This window comes from Cytophagaceae bacterium, assembly GCA_016722655.1.
Classification (GTDB): Bacteria; Bacteroidota; Bacteroidia; order Cytophagales; family Spirosomataceae; genus Leadbetterella.
On record JADKIR010000004.1, the window covers coordinates 1274868 to 1297193 of the forward strand.

Annotated in this window: 18 protein-coding genes; 5 read left to right on the top strand and 13 right to left on the bottom strand. The window is 37.8% G+C overall.

Translation table 11 applies throughout. From position 1 onward, the window contains the following. Positions 1 to 214: 214 nt before the first annotated feature. The 5 genes from IPP61_06090 to IPP61_06110 all read right to left on the bottom strand — a co-directional run bounded on the left by IPP61_06090 (position 215) and on the right by IPP61_06110 (position 7172). Positions 215 to 1339 carry a hypothetical protein gene (locus IPP61_06090; protein ID MBL0324736.1) on the bottom strand — a complete coding sequence of 375 codons (1125 nt, stop codon included), beginning with the start codon at positions 1337 to 1339 and terminating at the stop codon, positions 215 to 217. A gap of 111 nt (positions 1340 to 1450) precedes the next feature. Next, entirely contained in the window at positions 1451 to 1855 is a 405-nt protein-coding gene (locus tag IPP61_06095) for a putative toxin-antitoxin system toxin component, PIN family (GenBank protein ID MBL0324737.1), read from the bottom strand. Next, complete coding sequence (locus IPP61_06100) at positions 1852 to 2079, bottom strand: hypothetical protein (GenBank protein ID MBL0324738.1); 228 nt, start codon at positions 2077 to 2079, stop codon at positions 1852 to 1854. Before IPP61_06100 ends, IPP61_06095 begins: the two co-directional genes overlap by 4 nt. Positions 2080 to 2130: 51 nt before the next feature. Continuing rightward, entirely contained in the window at positions 2131 to 4116 is a 1986-nt protein-coding gene (locus IPP61_06105) for a YgiQ family radical SAM protein (protein ID MBL0324739.1), read from the bottom strand. Positions 4117 to 4379: 263 nt separating this feature from the next. After that, positions 4380 to 7172 (bottom strand): hypothetical protein, encoded by a 2793-nt coding sequence (locus IPP61_06110; GenBank protein MBL0324740.1) that lies wholly within the window; start codon positions 7170 to 7172, stop codon positions 4380 to 4382. Between the two features lie 161 nt (positions 7173 to 7333). Here IPP61_06110 and bglX point away from each other — a divergent pair, with 161 nt between their 5' ends. The 4 genes from bglX (at position 7334) to IPP61_06130 (ending at position 11373) form a co-directional block, all read left to right on the top strand. Further along, on the top strand, positions 7334 to 9604 hold the full coding sequence (gene bglX, locus IPP61_06115) for a beta-glucosidase BglX (protein ID MBL0324741.1): 2271 nt from the start codon (positions 7334 to 7336) through the stop codon (positions 9602 to 9604). Between the two features lie 129 nt (positions 9605 to 9733). Beyond that, positions 9734 to 10186: a thioredoxin family protein gene (locus tag IPP61_06120; GenBank protein MBL0324742.1), complete on the top strand. Its 453-nt coding sequence runs from the start codon at positions 9734 to 9736 to the stop codon at positions 10184 to 10186. 10 nt (positions 10187 to 10196) lie between these two features. Continuing rightward, on the top strand, positions 10197 to 10544 hold the full coding sequence (locus tag IPP61_06125; protein ID MBL0324743.1) for a HopJ type III effector protein: 348 nt from the start codon (positions 10197 to 10199) through the stop codon (positions 10542 to 10544). A gap of 58 nt (positions 10545 to 10602) precedes the next feature. Continuing rightward, on the top strand, positions 10603 to 11373 hold the full coding sequence (locus IPP61_06130) for a hypothetical protein (protein ID MBL0324744.1): 771 nt from the start codon (positions 10603 to 10605) through the stop codon (positions 11371 to 11373). A 9-nt stretch (positions 11374 to 11382) separates the two neighbouring features. Here the strand turns inward: IPP61_06130 and IPP61_06135 are convergent, their stop codons facing one another. From IPP61_06135 to IPP61_06145, 3 genes are all read right to left on the bottom strand, one after another. Then, the gene (locus IPP61_06135) at positions 11383 to 12765 is read right to left on the bottom strand and encodes a TolC family protein (protein MBL0324745.1); all 1383 of its coding nucleotides are present in this window, start codon (positions 12763 to 12765) and stop codon (positions 11383 to 11385) included. Between the two features lie 73 nt (positions 12766 to 12838). Continuing rightward, positions 12839 to 14161 carry an HlyD family efflux transporter periplasmic adaptor subunit gene (locus IPP61_06140; GenBank protein MBL0324746.1) on the bottom strand — a complete coding sequence of 441 codons (1323 nt, stop codon included), beginning with the start codon at positions 14159 to 14161 and terminating at the stop codon, positions 12839 to 12841. A 39-nt stretch (positions 14162 to 14200) separates the two neighbouring features. Continuing rightward, the gene (locus IPP61_06145) at positions 14201 to 15832 is read right to left on the bottom strand and encodes an ABC transporter ATP-binding protein (protein ID MBL0324747.1); all 1632 of its coding nucleotides are present in this window, start codon (positions 15830 to 15832) and stop codon (positions 14201 to 14203) included. A gap of 128 nt (positions 15833 to 15960) precedes the next feature. On the opposite strand from IPP61_06145, the gene IPP61_06150 reads away from it, so the two are divergent. Beyond that, positions 15961 to 16641, top strand: a complete 681-nt coding sequence (locus IPP61_06150) for a TetR/AcrR family transcriptional regulator (GenBank protein ID MBL0324748.1) — start codon at positions 15961 to 15963, stop codon at positions 16639 to 16641. Here IPP61_06150 and IPP61_06155 read toward each other — a convergent pair. The 5 genes from IPP61_06155 to IPP61_06175 all read right to left on the bottom strand — a co-directional run bounded on the left by IPP61_06155 (position 16627) and on the right by IPP61_06175 (position 22302). After that, positions 16627 to 17265 carry a GNAT family N-acetyltransferase gene (locus tag IPP61_06155; protein MBL0324749.1) on the bottom strand — a complete coding sequence of 213 codons (639 nt, stop codon included), beginning with the start codon at positions 17263 to 17265 and terminating at the stop codon, positions 16627 to 16629. The two genes, IPP61_06150 and IPP61_06155, sit on opposite strands and share 15 nt — an antisense overlap. Positions 17266 to 17301: 36 nt before the next feature. Beyond that, positions 17302 to 18777, bottom strand: coding sequence for an amino acid permease (locus tag IPP61_06160; protein ID MBL0324750.1), 1476 nt, complete (start codon positions 18775 to 18777; stop codon positions 17302 to 17304). Positions 18778 to 18840: 63 nt separating this feature from the next. Next, on the bottom strand, positions 18841 to 19599 hold the full coding sequence (locus IPP61_06165) for a ThuA domain-containing protein (protein ID MBL0324751.1): 759 nt from the start codon (positions 19597 to 19599) through the stop codon (positions 18841 to 18843). Between the two features lie 164 nt (positions 19600 to 19763). Continuing rightward, the gene (gene nhaD / locus IPP61_06170) at positions 19764 to 21044 is read right to left on the bottom strand and encodes a sodium:proton antiporter NhaD (protein MBL0324752.1); all 1281 of its coding nucleotides are present in this window, start codon (positions 21042 to 21044) and stop codon (positions 19764 to 19766) included. 301 nt (positions 21045 to 21345) lie between these two features. Beyond that, entirely contained in the window at positions 21346 to 22302 is a 957-nt protein-coding gene (locus IPP61_06175) for a YitT family protein (GenBank protein ID MBL0324753.1), read from the bottom strand. Between the last annotated feature and the right edge of the window lie 24 nt (positions 22303 to 22326).

Genomic DNA, 22326 nt, shown 5'->3' on the forward strand with positions numbered 1-22326 from the left:
CTTGGTGCTTTATGGGTAAAATTAATAGTGCGTTTAGTTTAAGAGAAACGATAGTTTTAACTGCTAAAAAAACGTAAACTTAATATTAAGTCATATTATTTTCAAACCAATAAATTATAAGTAAACGACCTACTTATGTTTTTTTTTACAACCAAATTTCTAAAATAAAATGCCTTAGCATTCCAATAAAAAACATTCAAGTATCACACCCCACTCACAACCGCTTTTGATACACCCTAAATTTCTTATAGACCACGCCGCCAAGTTTTTCCATTTCGGCACGCATTTTTAGGTTGTCTTCAAGCTCTAGGTGGCTGTCGATGTGGGTCAAACCGGCCTTTTTGGCTTCCTCGAGCATCTCTACACCCATGATGGTGTCGATGCCCGTGTTGCGATACCTAGGTTTTATGCCACCCAAAAGCAGGTTGAGTTGTTTGGTTTTACGTTGCGACCACAATATCTGCAAAAACCCAAACGGAAACAGCTTCCCTTTGCATTTGATTATGCCTTCACTTATATCGGGCATACCCAGCACAAAGGCCACAATCTCGTCGTTTTCGTTTTTTATTATCTTCAAAAACCGTGGGTCAAGAATCATCAGATAGCGGTCGGCAAACTCATCCATTTCTTTGTCGGTCATGGGCGTAAAGGCGTAGATATCCTTAAAGGTCTCATTTACCAAACTCAATACCGGCCTCACCAACGGCTTTATCGCCCTTTTCGATTTGATTTCGACCACCCTGAGGTTGGGGTTGTTGCGTTGGGCTCTTTCTTTGATTTTATAATAAAACTCAGGCAATTGGTCGGGGATGTCCATTTTATATACTACGAGGTCTGTTTTTTTAGTAAAACCAGCGGCTTCAACAAACCTAACCATATATTCAAAGTTGCCGTTGGTGGCTATCACCTGTGGCTCGTCGAAACCCATAATCATGAGGCCTTGTGGGTCTTTGTCGGAGAATCCCAGCGGACCTACCAGATTTTCGGTTTTATGTGCTCTGGCCCAATTTTCTATATACTCAATCAAAACTTTTGCGATTTCCGGGTTATCATATGTTTCTATAAAACAAAATCTTGCATCATTTTCGCCGTGTTTCTCGTTGTATTTGCGGTTAATGATGCCCATGATTCGGCCCACAGGTTTTTCGCCTTCATATGCCAGGAGCAATATGGTATCAGAAGACTCAAAAAGGTAGTTTTTCTTTGGATCAAAAAAAGCCCGGTCATCGGCATAAATGGGTGGCACCCAATTTTTATGGTTTTTATGAATGGCCGCCGGCAGATTAATAAATTGGTCAAACTGCTTTTTGGTTTTTACTTCCTGAATAGTATAGTTCATATTGGTCAGAGCTTAGTTTGTAGGAAAGAAAACCTTTCCGAGACCGCAATTTAAGTTTTAAGGATTAAATAAATAATGATGAGGGTCAAAAATGAGTTTCTATTTTGTTTCTTATCGAAGTAAATTTATAAAATCATCGATTTTTAAAATATTAACTCTGGGGAATGGAATTGAGGTTAAAGCCTGGATATGGCGGTCATTGGTTACAATATAATCAGCATTTGAAGCTATAGCACAATCGACAAATTTATTATCGTCAGCATCAGCCTTAATTAAATCAAATCGAAAGAATTTCTCAATTAAAATAGTATTAGGTGAATTTTCTATAGCCTTTAAAACTGCATCTGCGGTAATTTGATTTATTAATCTCCCAATGATTTCCTCATATTCAGATAAAATGTCAGTGGTTACGCAGAGTTGAAATTTTCCGTCTATAAAGTTTTTGAAAATGATATGGTATGGAGACCGGTCTGAAATTGAAACCAAAAGTATGTTTGTATCAATTACAATTTTCATTTGACTGATGAGGACTTTCTAAAATTTGATTCTAAAATTTCCTGGACTTTGGCCTCATCCCATTTTTTTTCATCCCAAACTTTATTGGCTTCCTTTATCGCTTTTTCAGCGAAATGCCTGGAAATAAAGGATTTGAAAACTAATAAATCATCATCTGAAATATCTTCAGAATAAAGCTTCAATAGTTCTAATTGAAGGTTCGAAAGTTTATGACCTACTCCCATATTAACTTTTGATTTATACAAATATGTGAAATATTTATAAAATAATTATCCTCACGCCCAGCCTTTTTTCTTTTTTAAAGGCTTTTTCTTTTTGAAAATAGGCTCCTGGACTATGGGTTCCGGTCTGGGCTTTTTTACTAAAATTGGCTTTTTAGGTTTTTTTGTTGGCTCTTCTATTTTGATGGGCTGCTGAGGCTTCATAGGCGATAGTAGCTTGTTGGCAAGCTCTTTCTGGCCTAATTTCAGGAGCCGACTTTTGATCCAGCCTTTCATTTCTGATTTCCACCAAAAGAAATATTTATTCTGATTCTGTTTTTCTTCCTTCGTTTTGGCGGTTTTGATGGGTTGCAATGTGTAAGGATGAACTCCGGTATAGTAAATTACCTCCGCCACAGTCATGGGCGTAGGTGTAAAGTCCTGCACCTGCTCGAGCTGAAAGCCTAAATCCTTAGTTTCTGCTGCAAGATTGGCCATATCCACTTCCTCACAGCCGGGATGTGAGCTGATGAAATACGGAATCAAGGGTTGCTTCAATCCGTACTTTTCCTGAATTTTATCGTATTTCTGTTTGAATTTCCTGAAATATTTAAAGCTTGGCTTACGCATAACTCTCAATGTGGCGTCTGAAGTATGCTCTGGGGCGACCTTCAATCTGCCTGAAACATGCCGGGTGACGAGCTGCTCCATGTATTCATCATGGTTGCCGTCCTGATTGTTTTTATTAAAATCATCCACCAGCAAATCATATCTCACACCAGAGCCCACAAAGGCTTTTTTGATGGCCGGGTGTGCATCCACTTTCCGGTAAATTTCTGTAAGCGGCTTGTGTGAAGTGTCGAGATTGGAGCATATCACCGGATGAATGCAACTTGGAGCCTGGCATCGGGCACAAATACTCTCGTCTTTGCCTTTCATGCGGTACATGTTGGCCGATGGCCCGCCGAGATCAGAGAGATATCCTTTAAATTCGGGATGTTTTGCCAGCTCATCGACTTCTTTAAGAATCGACTTTTCTGATCTTGAGGCGATAAATTTGCCCTGATGTGCCGAGATGGTACAAAAACTACACCCTCCAAAACACCCACGGTGCATGTTAATTGAGAATTTGATCATTTCATAAGCCGGAATAGTGCCGCGTTTGGCATATTTTGGGTGCGGCAAACGGGTATAGGGCAAGTCAAAAGAACGGTCCATTTCTTCCTCGTTCATGGTTACAAAAGGAGGATTTATGACCAATGTGTCCTGACCCACTGCTTGAGTGATGCGGTTGGCCTGCCATTTGTTGGACTCCACCTCTACGATCTTGAAATTGGAGGCATACTTTAATTTGTCGGACAAGCAAACTTCATGGCTGGCCAAGGGTAAGGTTTCCCAGTTTTTGTGGGGCTTAACTTCCTGGCTTTTTTCAATATACGCTATCTGATTTACATCTTTGATACTTCCAAGAGGAACACCTTTTTGCACCAGTTTCAGAATCTCTCTCAAGGGTTGCTCGCCCATGCCATAGACCAGCAAATCGGCTTGAGAATCAACCAGAATGGAAGGCATAAGTTCGTCTTTCCAATAATCATAATGGGTCACACGACGAAGGGAAGCCTCTATGCCTCCGATCAATACCGGGACATCAGGATAGAGCTCTTTCAGGATTTTTGAATATACAGTAGTGGCGTAATCGGGTCTGAAACCTGCTTCTCCACCGGGTGTATAGCTATCGTTAGAGCGTTTTCTTTTATTGGCAGTATAGTGGTTGACCATGGAGTCCATACAGCCTGCTGTAACTCCAAAGAAATATTTTGGTTTTCCAAATTTTTTGAAATCTCTGAGATCATCCTGCCAGTTGGGTTGAGGGATAATCCCCACTTTAAAGCCCTCGCTCTCAATGATACGGGCGATCACAGCTGAACCAAAAGAAGGATGATCCACGTAAGCATCCCCCGACACCAAAATGACATCGAGCTCCTCCCAGCCACGCATTTCCATTTCTTTTTTGGTAATCGGTAGCCAATCTGTAACGGGTCTTTCTTTTCTTATGATCATCTGCCAATCAGGGCTTAATTCAGCTGCAAAGTTCCTTAAATATTTTTATAGAACTGATATTTGGGGGTTTTAGTTTTAAAAAGTTGATAAGTTGGTAAGTTAGAAAGTTGGAAAGTAGTGCAGGGTTGCGAGTTACTAGATCCGAGATTTGTGTAAAGGGTGAAGGGTTAGGAGTAATATATCTTGCGAAGAAAAAAATACTATTGCCTTTTCAATGTTTCCTGCTCACTGTTTCCATACCCACTAATTAGCACATTAGCACATTAAATCTTCATCATCAAATCATTCAGGTTTTCATCTGTGGTGATATTGAGTTTTTTGCGGAGGCGGTAGCGTTTTAGTTCAACACTCCTGACGGTGATGTTAAGTAATTGGGCGATTTCTTTGGTTGAAAGATTCATCCGCAGATATGCCGCCAACTTGAGGTCGCCATGAGAAAGCTGTGGATGCTCCAGTTGTAGCTTTTTCAGAAACTCCTCATGCACCTGATTAAAGTTTGACTCAAATACTTTCCAGTCATGGCTGCTTGAAATATTGCTATCTATGAGGTTTACCAGGCTTTTCTTTTCTTTCGATTCTTTCACCACTTCATCTTTGATTTTGGTGAGCAATTCGTTCTTTTTGATCAAAACCATGGTCGAATTGGCCAACTCTTCTGATTTCCTGATGATATCCTGCTCCAGTTGCTGATTTCTGATTTTTATGATTTCCTGCTGCTGCTTTTCTACCTCTTCGCGGTGTTTGAGTTCTAGTTTTTGCTTTTGTTTTTTGATATTTTTATCCTGCAAAAAGTAAAGCAGCCACACCAGCCCAACCAACAATAAAAGATACAAAATTTTACTCCAAATACTCCAGTACCAGGGTGGCAACACATCGAATTCGAATAAAGTGATCTCATCGGAAAGGTTAGATTTTAGCCAAAATTTATAACTTCCGGCACTTAGGTTGTTGAAGCAGGTTTGCGGAGTAGATTCAAATTCTGACCAGGAATTATTGACCCCATCAAGCAGGTAAGAGAATTTCGCCGAATGTGAAAAGGTGTTGGGTGAAAATTGAATGCAAAAAGAGTTGTTTAAAAAAGGGATTTCCGTTTTTTGGGTTTGAAGTGAGTCAAAACGCAAATTCAACGAACTTCCTTTCTCAAAAAATAATCCGTTGACCGAGGGGGGTGAAAATTTTTTCGAATCTCTTTTTATCATTTCATCCAGATTACCCACAGCAAAGCCATCTTCCAGACAAAGAACCAGTTGTTTGTTTTTGATTATCCTGATATTCTCCGATTCTTCCACCAAGCTTCTGTCAGCCAGCCAGGAATAAATCCTGCCTTTGCCGCCCGTCCAGAGTTTAATATTGCCGTTTTTATTTACTGAAAAAAGATACTTTTCGTAAAAATTGTAGAATCTGGCGTTTTCCCCCGAAAATGGAACATCCTTCGTTTTTACAAATTTTTTATCTTTTTTATCGTACCACATTGTACCTCCGGGGCCAGAAACCCATACTTTTTGATTAAAATAGAAAAGATCAACCGTTCCGGATTCAAAGTTGGCTCCTTTAAACTCTTCCATTACTTTAACCCTGCTCATGTCTTCGGTTAGTCTGACTTGTGCAATACCTCCGGTAGCTTTATTTATCCAAATATTTCCTTTAGCATCCTCAAAAAGTTGCTTAATGCCCTCGTTTATCCCTGAAAGCCGATTTTTTTGAATCCAAAGACCATCCTGATTTTTTTCAAAAAGTACCAATGAAGTATAAGTGCCCTGAATAAATACATTCTTATTGTTTTTTAAAGCCGAAATACACCACCCTCCGGTAATATCTGAGATTTTAGTGAGTTGGTTTTTTGCTAACCTGAAAGTCCCGTCATTGTGGCCTATGATAAGTTGATTATCAATAACTTCAAGCTTCCAAACCTGTCCTTGAGTGCCAGCAACCAAATGAAACCTTTTTGTGGCCTGGTCATATTTAAAAAGTCCATGATTAGAACCAATGAAAAATTGATTTTCAAACTTTACAACATCATATACCGTTCCTATTTCCCCCGAAATATCTTCGAAAAAATTGACAGGATTATTGAGCTGAATCTGACTGATACCATCATCTAAACCAACCCAAAGATTTCCTTCCAAATCAACCAGCATCGATAACACTGTGTTGTTGATTAATCCATTGTTTTTGTTGAAAATATGCTTAATCTCCCCTGCTTTATCGGTAAGAATCACACCTGTTGAAAGTGTTCCAAAAGCAAAGGTGCTGTCATTGACTTTGGCAGATTTGTTGAGTTTATTTTTTTCAAGGAAACTATTAAGAGATAAATTGAAGGGTTTAAATTCCTTATCTTGTTGGGAAAAAACACCTCTCGAAGTTCCATAAAAAACGTTTTTGGCATTTCCTTCCATCACTGTCGCGAAACTGTGATTTTTAAAGAAGGTGTTACTCCCGGGAATTTCAAGGAATTTCCCAGCCGAATACTCATAAATACCTTTTTCGATACTCGGCACAACAGTTCTATTATAAATTTGATTGAAAAAATGAATGTTGGTGGGCACCTTCAGTTTTTCTATTTTATTGTTTTTTTTAAAAATATAAGCCTGTGCAAATGACTGAAACAAAACCCCTTCGGGTACCTCAATTATATTCCAAACCGACTCTGTTAAAAATGCCTGATCATTTATTTGATTTTTTAATGAATGATATTCCAGATTCCCATTTTCCGATTTACTCCATTCACCAAACTCACCTAAAGCCCCTGTAAATATCCTTCCTCTTGAATCAACCAGAACAGACCTCAAAACATGGGGAAAATTAAAAAGACGCCATTTGCTGCCATCATATTCCAGTAAGCCCTTAGAATTGGCAAAATAAATGTACTTGGTTTTGGGAGATTGGGAAATGTCCCAATTTTGACGGCTTCCCTGATAATCGGCTCTTTTAAAGTTTTTAATAAGTGGATTCCCAATAGTTTCAATGTCCTGGGCACGGCTTTCCGCAAAAAAACAAAATACAAGCAAAAACAGCTTTGGGAGTATCAGACGATATTTTTGTTTGTGAAATGCCATGATGTATCCTTTTTCTAATAAAAACAATTATTTAACCCGGTTTTGATGTAGTATTGATGTACGACAAAATTAACCTAAAACCAATTAGAATTTTAAATTTGTGTTAATTTTTGGGTCTGACAAAAAATTGACCGCAATTATTATTTAAAAACCTTAATAAAATGAAAAATAATTATTTACTGATGTTGTTGCTGACATTGGTATTGGGTGGGGCAAAAGCTCAAAACACCAAAAGAGATGCATTCGTAAAAAATCTAATGGCCAAAATGACCATTGAGGAGAAAATTGGTCAGCTTAACTTGTTAACTGGCGGTGAGGCCACAACAGGAACTGCTGTAAGTACTGACGTGGAGTCAAAAATAGTTGCAGGGAAAATAGGCGGACTCTTTAGCATTTCAACTCCTCAAAAAATCAGAAAAGTACAGGAATTGGCCATGAAAAGCAGGTTGAAAATCCCGGTAATCATCGGTATGGATGTAATTCATGGGTACAGAACTACTTTTCCTATTCCGCTGGGTATCTCTGCCACCTGGGATCTTTCTTTAGTTGAAAAATCAGCACGAATCGCTGCTCAGGAAGCCACTGCTGATGGAATTTGTTGGACATTCTCCCCAATGGTCGATATCGCTCGTGACCCACGCTGGGGACGCATAGCCGAAGGCTCAGGTGAAGACGCTTTTTTAGGCTCAAAAATAGCCGCTGCAATGGTAAAAGGATATCAGGGCAAGGACCTCAAGGCCAATAATACTATGATGTCATGTGTGAAGCATTTTGCTCTATATGGTGCAGCCGAAGGAGGTCGTGACTACAACACCACTGACATGAGCCGTATCAGAATGTACAATGAATACCTGCCACCCTACAAAGCGGCTATTGACGCAGGTGCGGGTTCAATCATGGCTTCATTCAACGAAATCGACGGTATCCCGGCCACCGCTAATAAATGGCTTTTAACTGACCTTTTGCGTAAACAATGGGGCTTTAAAGGTTTTGTAGTGACTGATTACACCGGAAACAATGAAATGATTGACCATGGTTTGGGTGATTTGCAGACGGTGACTTATAAAGCACTTACCGCAGGAACTGATATGGATATGGTAGGTGAAGGATTTTTGACCACATTGAAAAAATCTCTGGATGAGAAAAAAGTATCTTTAGCTGAAATCGACAGAGCTTGTAGATTAATTCTCGAAGCTAAATATGATTTGGGTCTTTTTGAAGATCCTTTCAGATATTGTGATGAGAACCGTGCGAAAAATGAGATTTTCACAGTTGAAAACCGTGCTTTTGCCAGAGAAATAGCCGCTAAGTCTTTTGTTTTGCTTAAAAACAAAAACAATGTTTTGCCGCTAATTTCTCCTAAAAGCATCGCCTTGATCGGACCATTGGTTAATAACAAAGAAAATATGGGCGGTACCTGGGCTGTGTCAGAAAACAGAGGGAACAGTCTGACACTTTATGATGGTTTGAAAAATGCTCTGGGCGAATCAACCCAAATAAAAATGGCCAGAGGAACAAATATTTACTCAGATCCTGTGTTGGATGCCAATGCCTCACCTTTTGGAAAATCAACAGGACGTGAAAACCGGTCTGACGAAGTCATGTTAAAAGAAGCTGTTGAGGCTGCTAAAGCTTCTGAAATAATAGTACTCGCCCTGGGAGAATCCGCCGAAATGTCAGGTGAAAGCTCGAGTCGTTCGAAAATAGGTTTGCCAGAGAATCAACAAAAACTTCTTTCAGAGCTTTCAAAACTGGGCAAACCTTTGGTTTTGGTGATTTTTACAGGTCGACCGTTGGTACTTGAAACCGAAAGTCAGCAAGCCGATGCCATCTTGAACGTATGGTTTGCGGGAAGTGAAGCCGGAAATGCAATGGCTGATGTGCTTATAGGTAAAGTTAATCCTTCGGGAAAAATAACGGCTTCTTTCCCGAGAAATGAAGGTCAGATTCCTGTTTATTACAATCACAAAAACACCGGTCGCCCCCACAGTGGCAAGCCGGGATTTGAGAAATTCCGTTCCAATTATATCGATGTACCCAATTCACCGCTCTATCCATTTGGTTATGGCTTGAGCTATACGACTTTCGAATACGGTGACCTGAAGCTTGATAAATCGTCTATAACTGAAAACCAGAAGATTAAAGTTTCGGTTGATGTTAAAAACACCGGAAACTATGATGGTGAAGAAGTGGTGCAATTGTATATCAGAGATTTGGTAGGTTCAGTGGCCAGACCTGTGAAAGAATTGAAAGGTTTCCAGAAAGTTTTAATCAGGAAAGGCGAAACCAAAACGGTAAAATTTGAAATCGGTGTGGAAGAACTCAAGTTTTATAATTCTGATTTGAAATGGGTTGCCGAAAAAGGTGATTTCCAGGTAATGGTAGGTACAAATTCTGATGATGTTAAAAAAGCAAATTTTATATTAAAGTAAGTAGATCATAGGCTATTATTCGGAAATACCCGGCCTGATAGGTCGGGTTATTTTTTTAAAATGAACTTATAACTTCTTTTTTATAGTTTTACATAAAAATAATCCGAAATGAAATTAACTAAAAAACAGATGACTAATATTATCATAATTGTACTGGCCTTAATGGCTTTTTGGGGCTTAAGCAAGCTTAGAAATCCTGCCGTAAATTTTCAGGAAGACCCAGAAGGAGGAATACAATTTCATAAAGGTTCCTGGGCTGAGGCAATTGCACGAGCACAAAAAGAAAACAAGCCGATTTTCATGGATATTTATGCCACCTGGTGCGGTCCGTGCAAGCAACTAAAAAAATATACCTTTGCCGATAAAGAAGCGGGCGATTATTTTAACCAAAATTACATCAATGTTGCCCTGGATGGTGAACAGGCTGAAGGGGCTGAATTGGCTCAGAAATTTGAAGTTATGGCTTATCCAACATTGATTTTTTTGGATAAAAACGGAAATGTTATTCAAAAAAGCCCGGGTTTCAGGTCTTCGGGCGATTTGATAAAACTTGGTAAAACAATCAAAGAGTCGATTAAATAAAACCATTTAAATGAGCAATCTTGGAGTTTTTTTGGAGAAAATAAAATCCAATCTAAAAAGCATTTCATTTGACGAAGTCATTGCATTTATTGATGAGTATTATTTATTTTCACCAACCATGTTTAAAAATGGCGACCAAATAAATGACGCCGGTCAAAACAATGGCTCATGCAAAATTTTTTATTTTTCAAAAATAAATCAGCTTTCAGAAAGTGAAACTTTGGCATGCTTTGGTAAGTATTACCGTATTGATGTTCTGAACAATCCAGAAGGCACAGACCATCAGAATATTCGTAATTTTATGAAATTTGGTTGGGCCGGAATCAGTTTTGATGGGATTGCTCTTTCCTTAAAGTAATATTTCTTTTTGCTGACTTCCACTATTTGAATGGCATTTGCTAACTATTATTCGCAAAATGACCTATAAAAAAATAATTTTCGGATTTAACGATAAAACTCTTCCAAAATCTGAATGGACCCACGAAGCACACTTGGTGGTTGGGCTGTGGCACGCTTTCTCATACTCCAATTTGAAGGCACTGAATTTGATGCGTGAAAAGATTAAAGCCTTCAATGAAACCACAGGCACTGAAAACTCGGAAAATTCGGGATATCATGAAACTATCACCAGATTTTGGCTGGTAATTTCCAGGCATTTTATTGAGCAGAATCCGGATATTATTGATTTTGACGAATTGTGTAATCAATTTTTACTTTCGAAATGGACCAGCCGCCAGTTGGCTCTTGAATATTATTCTCAAAAAAAATTATTTTCGGTCAGAGGGCGTTTAAACTGGCTGGAACCAGACGTTAAAACTTTTCCTATTATCAAAGATCGGGATATATTTTTCGAAATGCACGAAGCCCTTGATGATCAGACTATTCTGGAATCACTGCGAGCTTGTACCCTACATCCTGCCATTTTTACGCATGAGGCACACCTGCGGGTAGCATATATTTTGATTAAAAATCATACTTTGACCGAAGCAAAAGCAAAAATGAATGCACTGCTTATAAACTTTACGAAATTTTTGGGTGTAGAAGATAAATTTGACCAGATACTCACTGAGCGTTCGGTAGAAGTAATGGGAAAAATGATTTTATCTTCAAAAACTGCTGATTTTAAAGAATTTATAATCGAAAATCAGGAATTGAAAAATAACTTTTTAGAGGTTATCCAGCCTTAAATGATTGTGTTATATTTCCATTAAAGTGCCGCCGGCCCAAAGCTGTTTAACCATTGTTTTATTGTATTTTACCTGCGTTTCAAATTTTTTCTGGATTGTCTCCAAAATTTTATTTTCCCTGCTGTTGATTAAAAAAAGACTACTTTCTCCCTGTCTAAATTTCAAATCTTCGTTGTTGAGAAGTATTTCGTTGTTTTCAATCAATTTTTCCAAAAGTTTAAGCTGGTCTGAAAGGCGGTTTCTTTCCAACTCATAAGCCAAAACTTTGGTGTTGATTTCCCATTTTTTCTGGTCTAGAACCGAAACCGACTCTTTAACTTTCAAATCAGCCATGCGGTACTCTCCACGTGCTTCTCGTAGTAATAATGGGACTTTAAATCCTAAGCCGAACTTGTAGTTTTCATTTATACTATTTCCAAAAAAATTCAAAGCACTTGCTTCAGAACTCAGCAGATTGGCTTTGAGGTTGAGTTCTGGCAAAAGACTTTGTTTTTTCAAATTCCGATATACATTCAGACCTTCAATTTTAAATTGATATTCCTTAAGTTCGGGGTGATTATTGAGATCTGTGCCACCGGAAAGTTGGGATTCTAATTTAAGTATATTCCCGGCGGTTGTATCAGGAATTATTTTTTCTGATAAAAAATAAGGCATTCCTTCTTTGTTCCACATAAATCTACCCAAATTGATTCCGGCAGCATAATAGTCAAGCCGTGCCTGATTGAGCAGTAATTGAACATTCTGCAACTGAGTGGCTGCCTCCACGGTATCTATTAACGCCCTGTCACCGTTTTCAAACAAAATTTTTGTAAGGCCCAGCCTCTTCTCTGCATTTTTTTGATAATCAGAAAAATTGGACATAACTCTGAATTTTCCCCACCAGTCCCAATACATTTCTGAGGCTTCCAGAGCCAAATTATTTAGAAACGTCCTTTTTAGTTGCTCGGTTTGGTTGACAAATATTTCCGCGTTTTTCAATTCTGCCCTTTTATAATCAATCAAAAGTCCTTTGAGCAAGGGCATTTCGATGCCAAAATAGCCCAACCGGCCATTAGTAAGCTCAGGGTTAATATAGTTACCGGCTGAATTATCAATTCCTGCTTTTAATTTAACTGCAAACGGGGTTTGATAATTGGCTTGCACGTTAGAGTAATTGTAATACTGTTTGTCTTTCAGGACTTTTTGGTCATGATCAAAAACAATTGCCGGGTCAAATGCACCTTTGGCTGCCATCACGCCTTCTCTTGCCTGCCCTACACGCAAATCTGCTTGCCTTGCCACAGGGTGAAAAGCCATTAATTGCTCCATAAATTGATTATAAGTCAATACTTCCTGTGCAGAGCTATTGTAGCTTAATATCAAAATGAAGAATACCAAAATTGTTATTTTCAAAGATCTCATTTTTGTTTTCAAAATATTCTTAAATCATAACCTAAATTTCATCAAACAGTCATAATGCCCACTTTCACTTCTTTTCTTTTTTGACAGTCTCAGACTTATAAAAATCAGGAGGGAAACCATTGATGTTTCTCCACAATTCATAGAAAATAGGCACATCTTTAAGCAACATTATACCATTTGCCCCACCGCCCATTTTCAGAGCTTTGGGCCAGGGTTTATCATCAGGGTCCTCAGCGATTAGCACCCTGAATTTTCCATTTTCAGCAACTGATGTCTCTATTGCAGACACCTTACCACCGAATGTACCATAAGACCCTTCCGGCCAGCCACTGAAAACAATAGCGGGGAAGCCGTCGAAGACAAATCTAACGTTTTGGCCCTTTGACAACAAAGGAAGGTCTAGTGGCTCAACATATAATTCGACTGCTTTTGTAACTTCCTGCGGTACTATTTCGGCCAAAATTTCGGCCTCCTTGACGATTTCTCCAATACCGGCTTTAGCAACTTTGGTTACCTGACCATCCTGAGGAGCTGTGATATAGTAAAACTGACGTCTTATGTCATAATTTGAAAGCTGATTTTCGAGTTTAAAAACATCAGAACCCGTACTGGTCGCTGCAGAGATACTGCCAAATCTGTCGCCTTCGGTTTTCAGAATTTTATCCCGGTACTCCTGTTCTATCTGGTTTTTTTCAATTTTAAGATTTATCAATTCTTGCTTGCTTTGAAAAAACTTGTTTTCCGTTACATTCAGTTTGGCTTTTCCGTCCTGAAAAGCAACCCGTCTTTTCTCAAAATCAGTCAGAGAAATAGCACCGCTGTCATACAAATTTTGGGCAGATTCAAATTGCCTTTGGTAAGCTAGTTGGGCATTTTTTGCTGCAGAAAAATCAGCACTATCACTTTTAATTTTCAACAATTGCTGGCCTATTTTGTTATCATAAGATTGGAGTTTAAGCTTTAATGAGTTCCCCAAAGCTTCCATTTGAGCCTGAGCGGTTGCCGCTTTTCCCTGATAGGCATCTATGCTTTGATTTTTAGCTTCAATCTGTTGACGGGTTCTGTCTATTAGATTTGGGTCAAAATACTCCACTTTTACTTCACCCAGTCTCAACAATGTATCACCCTTTTTTACAAAATCCCCTTCTTTCACAAACCATTTTTCAACTTTACCCCCAATCACCGCATTGATTTGCTGCGGGCGATCTTGCTGAAACAAAGTAGTTACAAAACCTTTGGCTCTAATATTTTGTGTCCATGGCAAAACCAAAACAAGAGCCGCAACAGCTAAAGAGCCCCAAAACCACCACTTCCTGCCATTATTTTTCCCAATTTTATAAATACCCTTTACTGATTTTAGGTCTGATTTGAAGTTTTCATTTTCCAAATCTATTTCTATATAATTTTTCATTTTTGACTAAATAATTTATAATTCTAAAACCTTGTCAAAATCACCACTCTGATGGTTTCCGGTAACAATAACAGTTGCTCCGGTATTTTTCAAATAATCAATTACTGCCACAGTATTTTTATCTTTCAGGCATCCAAAAGGATCTTCAAGAATATAGAGTTTTGATGGCATTATAAGGGCTCTGCAAAGCAAAATTTGATTTTTTACTATTGCTGGAAGTCGTTTTCCCATTGGGTCAATCATAGCATCAAAACCATACTCCTGATCTTTTACATATTCATCTAAACCCACCATACAGGTCATATCCTTTACTTTTTCCAAATCAATATTCGGATTATCGAGTGTAATGTTTTGCAAGAGTGTTCCTGAGAAAAGGTCAAGTTGCCCAAAAAGCATTCCCATATTAGATCTGAGGTTGTGAAGATCATAATTTTTGATTGGTAGTCCATCCACAAAAATTTTGCCTTTAAAATCGGTGAAAGTACCGGATAATAACCTTAGAATAGTGGATTTCCCGGAACCCGATTTTCCTGTAATCAACATCCATTCACCGGAATTTAATCCGAAATTTAGTTGCTCAAAAACCAATCCGGTGTCGGGATAACTAAAAGAAACGGCATCAAATACCACCGATAGTCCCTGGTTTGCTGAGCTTAACTTCAAGCTACCTCCCTTCTCTAACTCTGACCCTATTACTTTATTGAGTTTTTCCACCGCAGTGAGTGCTTCATACACCTGATCCATATTGCCAATGAGCTTTTCAATAGAAGCCATAATTGCAATTATTACTATATCTGCCGCAATAAACTGTCCGATGTTTATCTGCTGATTAATCAATAACACTACTCCTAAAATCAACATTGCCGCTGTAATCAGTAATTTGAATGCCACCAAACTCCAAAACTGTATTTTCAGAATCTTGAAATGTTTTGTACGGGCATCAATATATTTAGCACTGATACTGTCGGTTCTGTTTATATTAATCATACTTTCGCGTCCAAACTTAAAGGTTTTAATACTGCGGGCAATATCTTCAAGCCAGGAAACCACATTGTATTTGTAGTCACTTGTATATATGGAAGTTTCGAAGCCTTTTGCTGAGGTAGTTTTTAAAACCACTATAACAATAAGTAGTAAAACAATACCAAAAGCGATAAATAGCGGATGGTAAAACGACAAGAGTAAAGTTCCCAGCAATATTTGAAATAAAGCCGCTGGAATATCTACCAATAATTTATGCAAGCTTTTTTGTAAAGTGGGTACATCAAAAAACCGGTTTACAAGCTCTGGTAAGTAATGGCTGTCGAGTTTTTCGATGTTGAGATGAGGCAGTTTACTACCAAATTCCAGGGCATACCTGACAAATATTTTTTGTTCAATTTTCTCAATAAATTCTAGCTGCTTTATTTGCAGGAATCCACTTAAAAATGTACCGATCAACACCAATACAATCAAAATTACGATTGATGTTGATAATGACCCCGCCATTACAAATCCTATGATGGTTTGTATTCCTAGTGGAAGAGATAAGGATACAATACCTGCCAATATTGACAGCAAATAAATACTGTAAACATCTCTTTTGTCTTTTTTGACTAAGTCAAGTAAGCGACTTATTGCTACTGTTATGCTTTTTTCCTGTGCCATAAGTTAGATTTTGATGCAAATGTATAAAATAATTTCAACTATAATAGTATTACTATCATTAAAAAAATATTAACTTTTATTTTTAATATTATTTATATTGTTATTTTTGCAAAAATATTCAGGATGTTATGGCTCTAGAAATTGTTCTTAAACTCGAAAATAATACCTATCTCAAAGACCCTCAAGGTAGCGAAATAGGTAAAAAAATAATAAAAAGCTCCATTTTATTAATAAGTGAACTGGGCTATGAGCATTTTACTTTTAAAAAATTAGCCACCGAGATTAATTCAACAGAGGCTACCATTTACCGTTATTTTGAAAATAAACACAAAATTTTGGTATATATCATGGAACTCTATTGGTCATATATCCACTTTCAAGTTTTGATGGCAATCAGAGAAATAAATGATAGCCGTAAAAAAATCGAAAAAATCATTGATTTGCTTGTATGGGAAGACAACCAGGATGTGTCGTTTGGAGGGTATGATCAAGCTTGTTTATATAAAATATGTATTACCGAAGGAAGCAAAGCATTTTTGTCAAAAGAAGTGGAAGCCATGAATCAACAAAAACTTTTTGAACCCTATAAAGAGCTGGTAGAAATGATAGCCGGAGTTTTTTCAGAATACAAGCCAAATTTCAAATACCCTCGTTCTTTGGCGAGTTCTTTGGTAGAACTTTCGCATTTACAATACTATTTTATGCACCATTTGCCAAGGTTAACTGACCTAAAAGAAAAAACACCTAAAAGTCTCGAGGCGTACCTGGAGCACCTGGTTTTTGGTTCGCTAGAACTAAATCGTAAATAATGGATTGATTTCATGCAGGCCGGTTTTCATTTTTTTTAGCTTGTCTTCATCAAATATTCCTTCATATAATTGATAATAGAGCTGTTCTAGTATAACCTTAATTTCCATTCCCGATATTTTGTCTATTGTTCTGTCCTTTTGAATAATCATTAAAAACTGAAAAGTTGGATTATTCTTTTTTTCCAAATCCGGAAGTTCATAAATGAGATTGTCAATAATTTTTGCACCATATTTCTGATAAAACTTTATCCTGTTTGTATTCTGCAATTCGTTTTCGGAATTATTTGGGTGGTCAACTTCAAGCAAAATACTTTTATTTTTTGCAAAAGAAAACTCCAAAACTTTCTTCAACATTTCTCCACCTAAGCCTTTACTTCTATGATCTTTTTTAATTGCCAGATAGTCCAATAGATAATATTCAGTGTTTTGAAGTTCAAACAATAAGGCGAAGGCAACCAGCTCTACATCAATAAATGCAGCTAGAAGAGTTTCTTTTTTATGGTTTATACGATCGAGTATTACCCGTAGAGGTTGTCTTTCGTTGGCAGGAAAAGCATCAGTATAAACTTCTTCAAATTGCGTCAGAAGGTTTTTGTCCAGTGTATTTATTTCAACTATCTCCATAAAAAAAGGGACATATTTCTATGTCCCTAAAATTTTCTATTCTTCATCCTTATTGAGATTGCTATGTTTTCGGGAATAAGTAAAATAAATTACTATTCCTATGGCCATCCAGGCTATTAGCCTCAGCCAGTTGGTCCAGCCCAAACCATAAATCATTGCAAGACACACAATTATTCCTAAGACAGGTACTAACGGTACCCATGGTGTTTTAAATTGTCTTATCAGATTAGGCTCTGTTTTCCTCAAAACAATTACAGAAGCAGAAACCAGAATAAAGGCAAACAAAGTACCGATACTGGTCATATCGCCCACAATATCTCCTGGAATAAAGGCTGCAAATACCCCTACTAATACCATAATAATCAGGTTGGCTTTGTATGGAGTACGAAACTTGGGATGTAACTCAGCAAAAACTTTTGGCAGAAGGCCGTCTTTACCCATAGAATAAAACACCCGCGATTGGCCCAAAAGCATCACCAAAATAACCGAAGAAAAACCGGCTAAAATTGCTATAGTCACAAAATCACCCAACCAGGAGAAGCCGGTCATGTATTTATTGATTGCAAAAGCCACTGAAGCCTCTTTGCCTCCTGTTCTGAAATCCTCCACAGAGGCCACTCCGGTAAGCACATGAGCAAATAAAATATAAAGAACCGTAGTAACAGCTAAACTACCTAAAATCCCAACCGGAAGGGCTTTTTTAGGGTTAATTGTTTCTTGTGCTGCAGTACTCACGGCGTCAAATCCTATGAAGGCAAAAAATACCGTGCCGGCAGCACCTAATATGCCTCTCCAACTTCCAAAATTATGGCTTATTCCCTGATCATCGATATATTTTGTGGCTTCAGGAATATAAACTTCATGGTTGAGAGGATTGATAAATTGCCAACCAAAAACAATAATCATCAATACGATAGCTACTTTGAGAATCACGATGATTCCATTTACAAAAGCTGACTCCTGAATCCCTTTTATCAAAAGCAAACTAATGGCAGCAACAATAAACAATGCCGGCAAATTGATTATTCCCTGAATTCCATCCGCCGATGTCTGGAAGGGAGAATGTGAAAATTGGTAGGGAATCGGACTGACGTGCAGGACTTCGACCAGCAGGTTGTTGAGATATTCACTCCAGGCAATACCTACGGTAGCGGCTCCTACGGCATATTCCAGCATAAGGTCCCAGCCAATGATCCAGGCAAGAAGCTCTCCCATGGTGGCGTATGTATAGGTATAAGCACTCCCCGAGACCGGTATAGATGATGATAATTCGGCATAACTAAGGCCAGCAAATGCACAACCTATTGCAGCTATTATGAATCCAATGGTTACAGATGGTCCTGCACTATTGGCGGCGGCGGCGGCTGTCCTTACAAATAAACCAGCTCCAATAATAGCCCCAACCCCCAAAGCAACCAAAGACCAGGCGGTCAAAGTTCTTTTCAGACTTTTCTCATTGCCCTCCGCCTCAGAAAGTAGTAGTCTGATAGATTTCTTTCTCCAAATAGACATTTATTAATTATTTAGTTTTTTAAAAAGTTCAAAAATGCATCTTTTTTGCTAAAAATAAAAGCTTTAATTGATTCCTTTGCCTGTGGCAGCCCAATATATTCCTCCATAAATGTGATCGAGAAAGGTTTGGTCAGAAAAAGTTGCCGGAATATGCCCTAAAGCTGTGTAAAATGCTCTTCCTCCGTCATAAGGATGGTACCAACTGATGGGGTGCATTACGCCCATTCCTTTGCCTTCATTTTTCCCCCATTTTACAACTGGATTATAGCTTTTTTCATCAACTGCTACCAAGAATTTTAAGTCGGGAGATAGTTGATCTCTAAATTCATACCATTCATCAGTCCAAAGGAAACGTTTTGGAAACCGCTCCATGCCCGGAAAATTGTTATCTACAACATTGAGATAGGCGGTTTGGTTGGTGGGGTGAATCTTAAACATCATCCCGATCATTTTGGTGTACCATTCCCAGTCGTATTCGGTATCAGATGCACTATGTATTCCGACAAAACCTTTGCCTGATTGCACAAACTTCTCAACGGCTTTTTGCTGCTCGGCATTCAACACATCACCAGTTGTATTTAGAAAAATAATCACCTGATAGTTTTCAAGGTTTTTTTCAGTTACAAAGGCCGGATTTTCCTGCCAGTCCACATCAAAAAAATGACGTTCTCCAAGTTTTCTTATGGCCTCTACGCCTTCATGAATAGACTCATGATGCCAGCCTGCAGTACGTGAAAACAGAAATGCCTTGAATTGTTTTTGGGCGTATCCTCCAATCGATATCAAAAGGAGAATAGCGAGAATAGAAATTTTGTTTTTCATAGAAATAATGATCAAAAGGTTGAATAATGTCAATAAACTCACAAATTAACAAAATCAAATGCAATTTAAACCGAAAATTTGAATTGATTTTAAGATGTGATTTTGTGTAAAAAACAAAAACCCCCGACCTAAAGCAGATCGAGGGTTAATATTATCAGAAAAAATTAAGCAAAAATCATTTTTTGAAGTAAAAACACACCTATTCCGGCAAAATAACCGATAAGTGCTAACCAACTGATTTTTTTCATATACCAGAAAAACTCAATTTTCTCAAGACCCATAGCAGCTACGCCTGCAGCCGAACCGATGATCAGAATACTACCACCTGTACCTGCACAGAATGCCAATAGTTCCCAGAATTCATGGTCAACAGGAAATTGCTCCAGACTGTACATACCCATAGAAGCAGCTACTAATGGCACGTTATCAACTATTGATGATAGAAGACCAATTATCGTAACAACCAGAGTTTGATTAGAAACATGAGCATCAAGCCACTCAGCTGCATGATGTAACGCACCAATATTTTCTAAAGATGAAACTGCCAGTAAAATTCCTAAAAAGAATAAAACACTCGGTAAGTCAATCTTTTCCAGAGCTCTCAGTATATTAAATTTCCTTTGTGTATGCTCGTCTTTATCTTTAATCAAAAACTCACCAATAATCCAAATCACGCTTAATGAAAGCATCATACCCATAAATGGAGGCAAATGGGTGAGCGTTTTAAATACAGGAACAGATAGTAAACCTAGCATACCGGCCCAGAAAATAATGACTTTTCCAAAATGTGCACTTGGAGAATCATGCGAATGTTTGTCTGCAACTATCGGAGGTAATTCACCTTTTAAAGTAAATGTAGTAACGGCCAATGGTACCAATAAGCTTACCATAGATGGCACAAACAACTGCTTCATTATATTTCCGGTTGTGATTTGTCCGCCAATCCAAAGCATGGTGGTGGTTACGTCACCAATGGGTGTCCATGCACCACCGGCGTTTGCAGCTATTACAACAATACCGGCAAACAACAATCTGGTTTTGGAATCAGCAATAAGTTTTCTTAATAAAGCTACAATTACTATAGTGGTAGTAAGGTTGTCTAATACGGCAGACATAAAAAAAGCAATAATTGCGATTATCCACAAAAGTGTAGATTGTTTTCTGGTTTTAATTTTTTCGGTTATTATTTCAAAGCCTCCATAAGTAGCAACAATCTCCACAATAGTCATGGCACCCATCAGAAAAAACAAAATACTTGCGATGTCACTCACGTGGTGGAGCAACTCCTCATTGGTTTTTTCCATATTGGTTGAACTTAGTGCGATAAGTGCCCAGGTTAAAACCCCGGTCAAAAGTGCTGAGGCGGACTTGTTAATTGATAGCTTGTGTTCAAGAACAATAGCCACATAACCGGCGATAAAAATGATAATAATTAATGCTTCCATATAAATTTGTTAAAGTTAAAAATCAAAAATGGTTTAGGTTAGACCTTCCAAAGTTTGTTAAAATATTTCTAAAAATTGCATCTTTTGTTTGATTAAAATTGCTTACGTATCATAGCTAAATATGATAATTATCAAGATGATACAATACTAAAAAAACACAAACAATTAAAAATAAGGCAATTAGTTAATATATTATAAGGGGTTTTTTATTGACTTTTTATGATAAAATTGCCACATAATCTTTATAAATTTTGATTCATTTTTAAAATACAGGTCGTTTCTTGATTAATATTTTTAAATTTTAATGTTGTAAGGGTCGCTTTTTTATTATCCCTCCTTTGGTATCTTTTACACTATGCATTACCACAAATGCATTAGGTTCAATTTTTTCAAGTTCTGTGTTTAATTTATTGATTTCAAGACGAGTGATAACTGTAAAAATTATATCTATTTCTTTGGTTGGGCCATGTTTTCCATAGCCTCCCTTGCCACTATACACAGTTACACCCCTGCCCATTTTGTTGATTATCATGTCTCTTATGGCTTCGCAGTGCCCCGATACTATCGTTACGCCGATGTACTCTTCAATACCTTCGACAAAAAAGTCGAGCGTTTTGGAGGCGGCTAAATAGGTGATCATAGAAAACATGGCGATATCGACACCCAAAAAATAGGCTGCTGCAGAAAATATAATCACATTGATAATTATGATAATATCGCCAATAGTGGTACCCAATTTTCTGCTCAAATAAATAGCCAATACCTCAGTACCATCAATCACCGCTCCTCCTCTGACCGCAAAACCAATTCCGGCACCCAAAAAAAATCCACCAAAAATGGCAACCAGAAGATTATCATCAGTAACATTTGGAAAACTCACCGTTGCCAGAACCAATGAAAGTCCTGCAATGGCCAATGAGGTCTTTATAGCAAAATTGCGACCCATCACATTGTATCCCAAAATTATAAAAGGAATATTAACAGCGATAATCAACCAATAAAGTGGAATGCCACTTAGGGCTGAAATCAATAATGAAATACCGGTAGCTCCGCCATCAATGAAATGATTGGTAAGAAGAAACCCTTTGAAGCCAAAAGAAGCAGAAAAAATTCCGATAGTAATCAAAAAGAAATCCTTAAAGGCATGCTTGGCGGTGATGATTACTTCCCGATTTTCTTTAGCTTTCCGGAAACCTGAAACACCTTCAGAATCTAAAACCGATTTGCGTAAAAATATTTTCTTTATAAATGATTTCATTCTTTAGGTTCTTGGTAAAAAGCT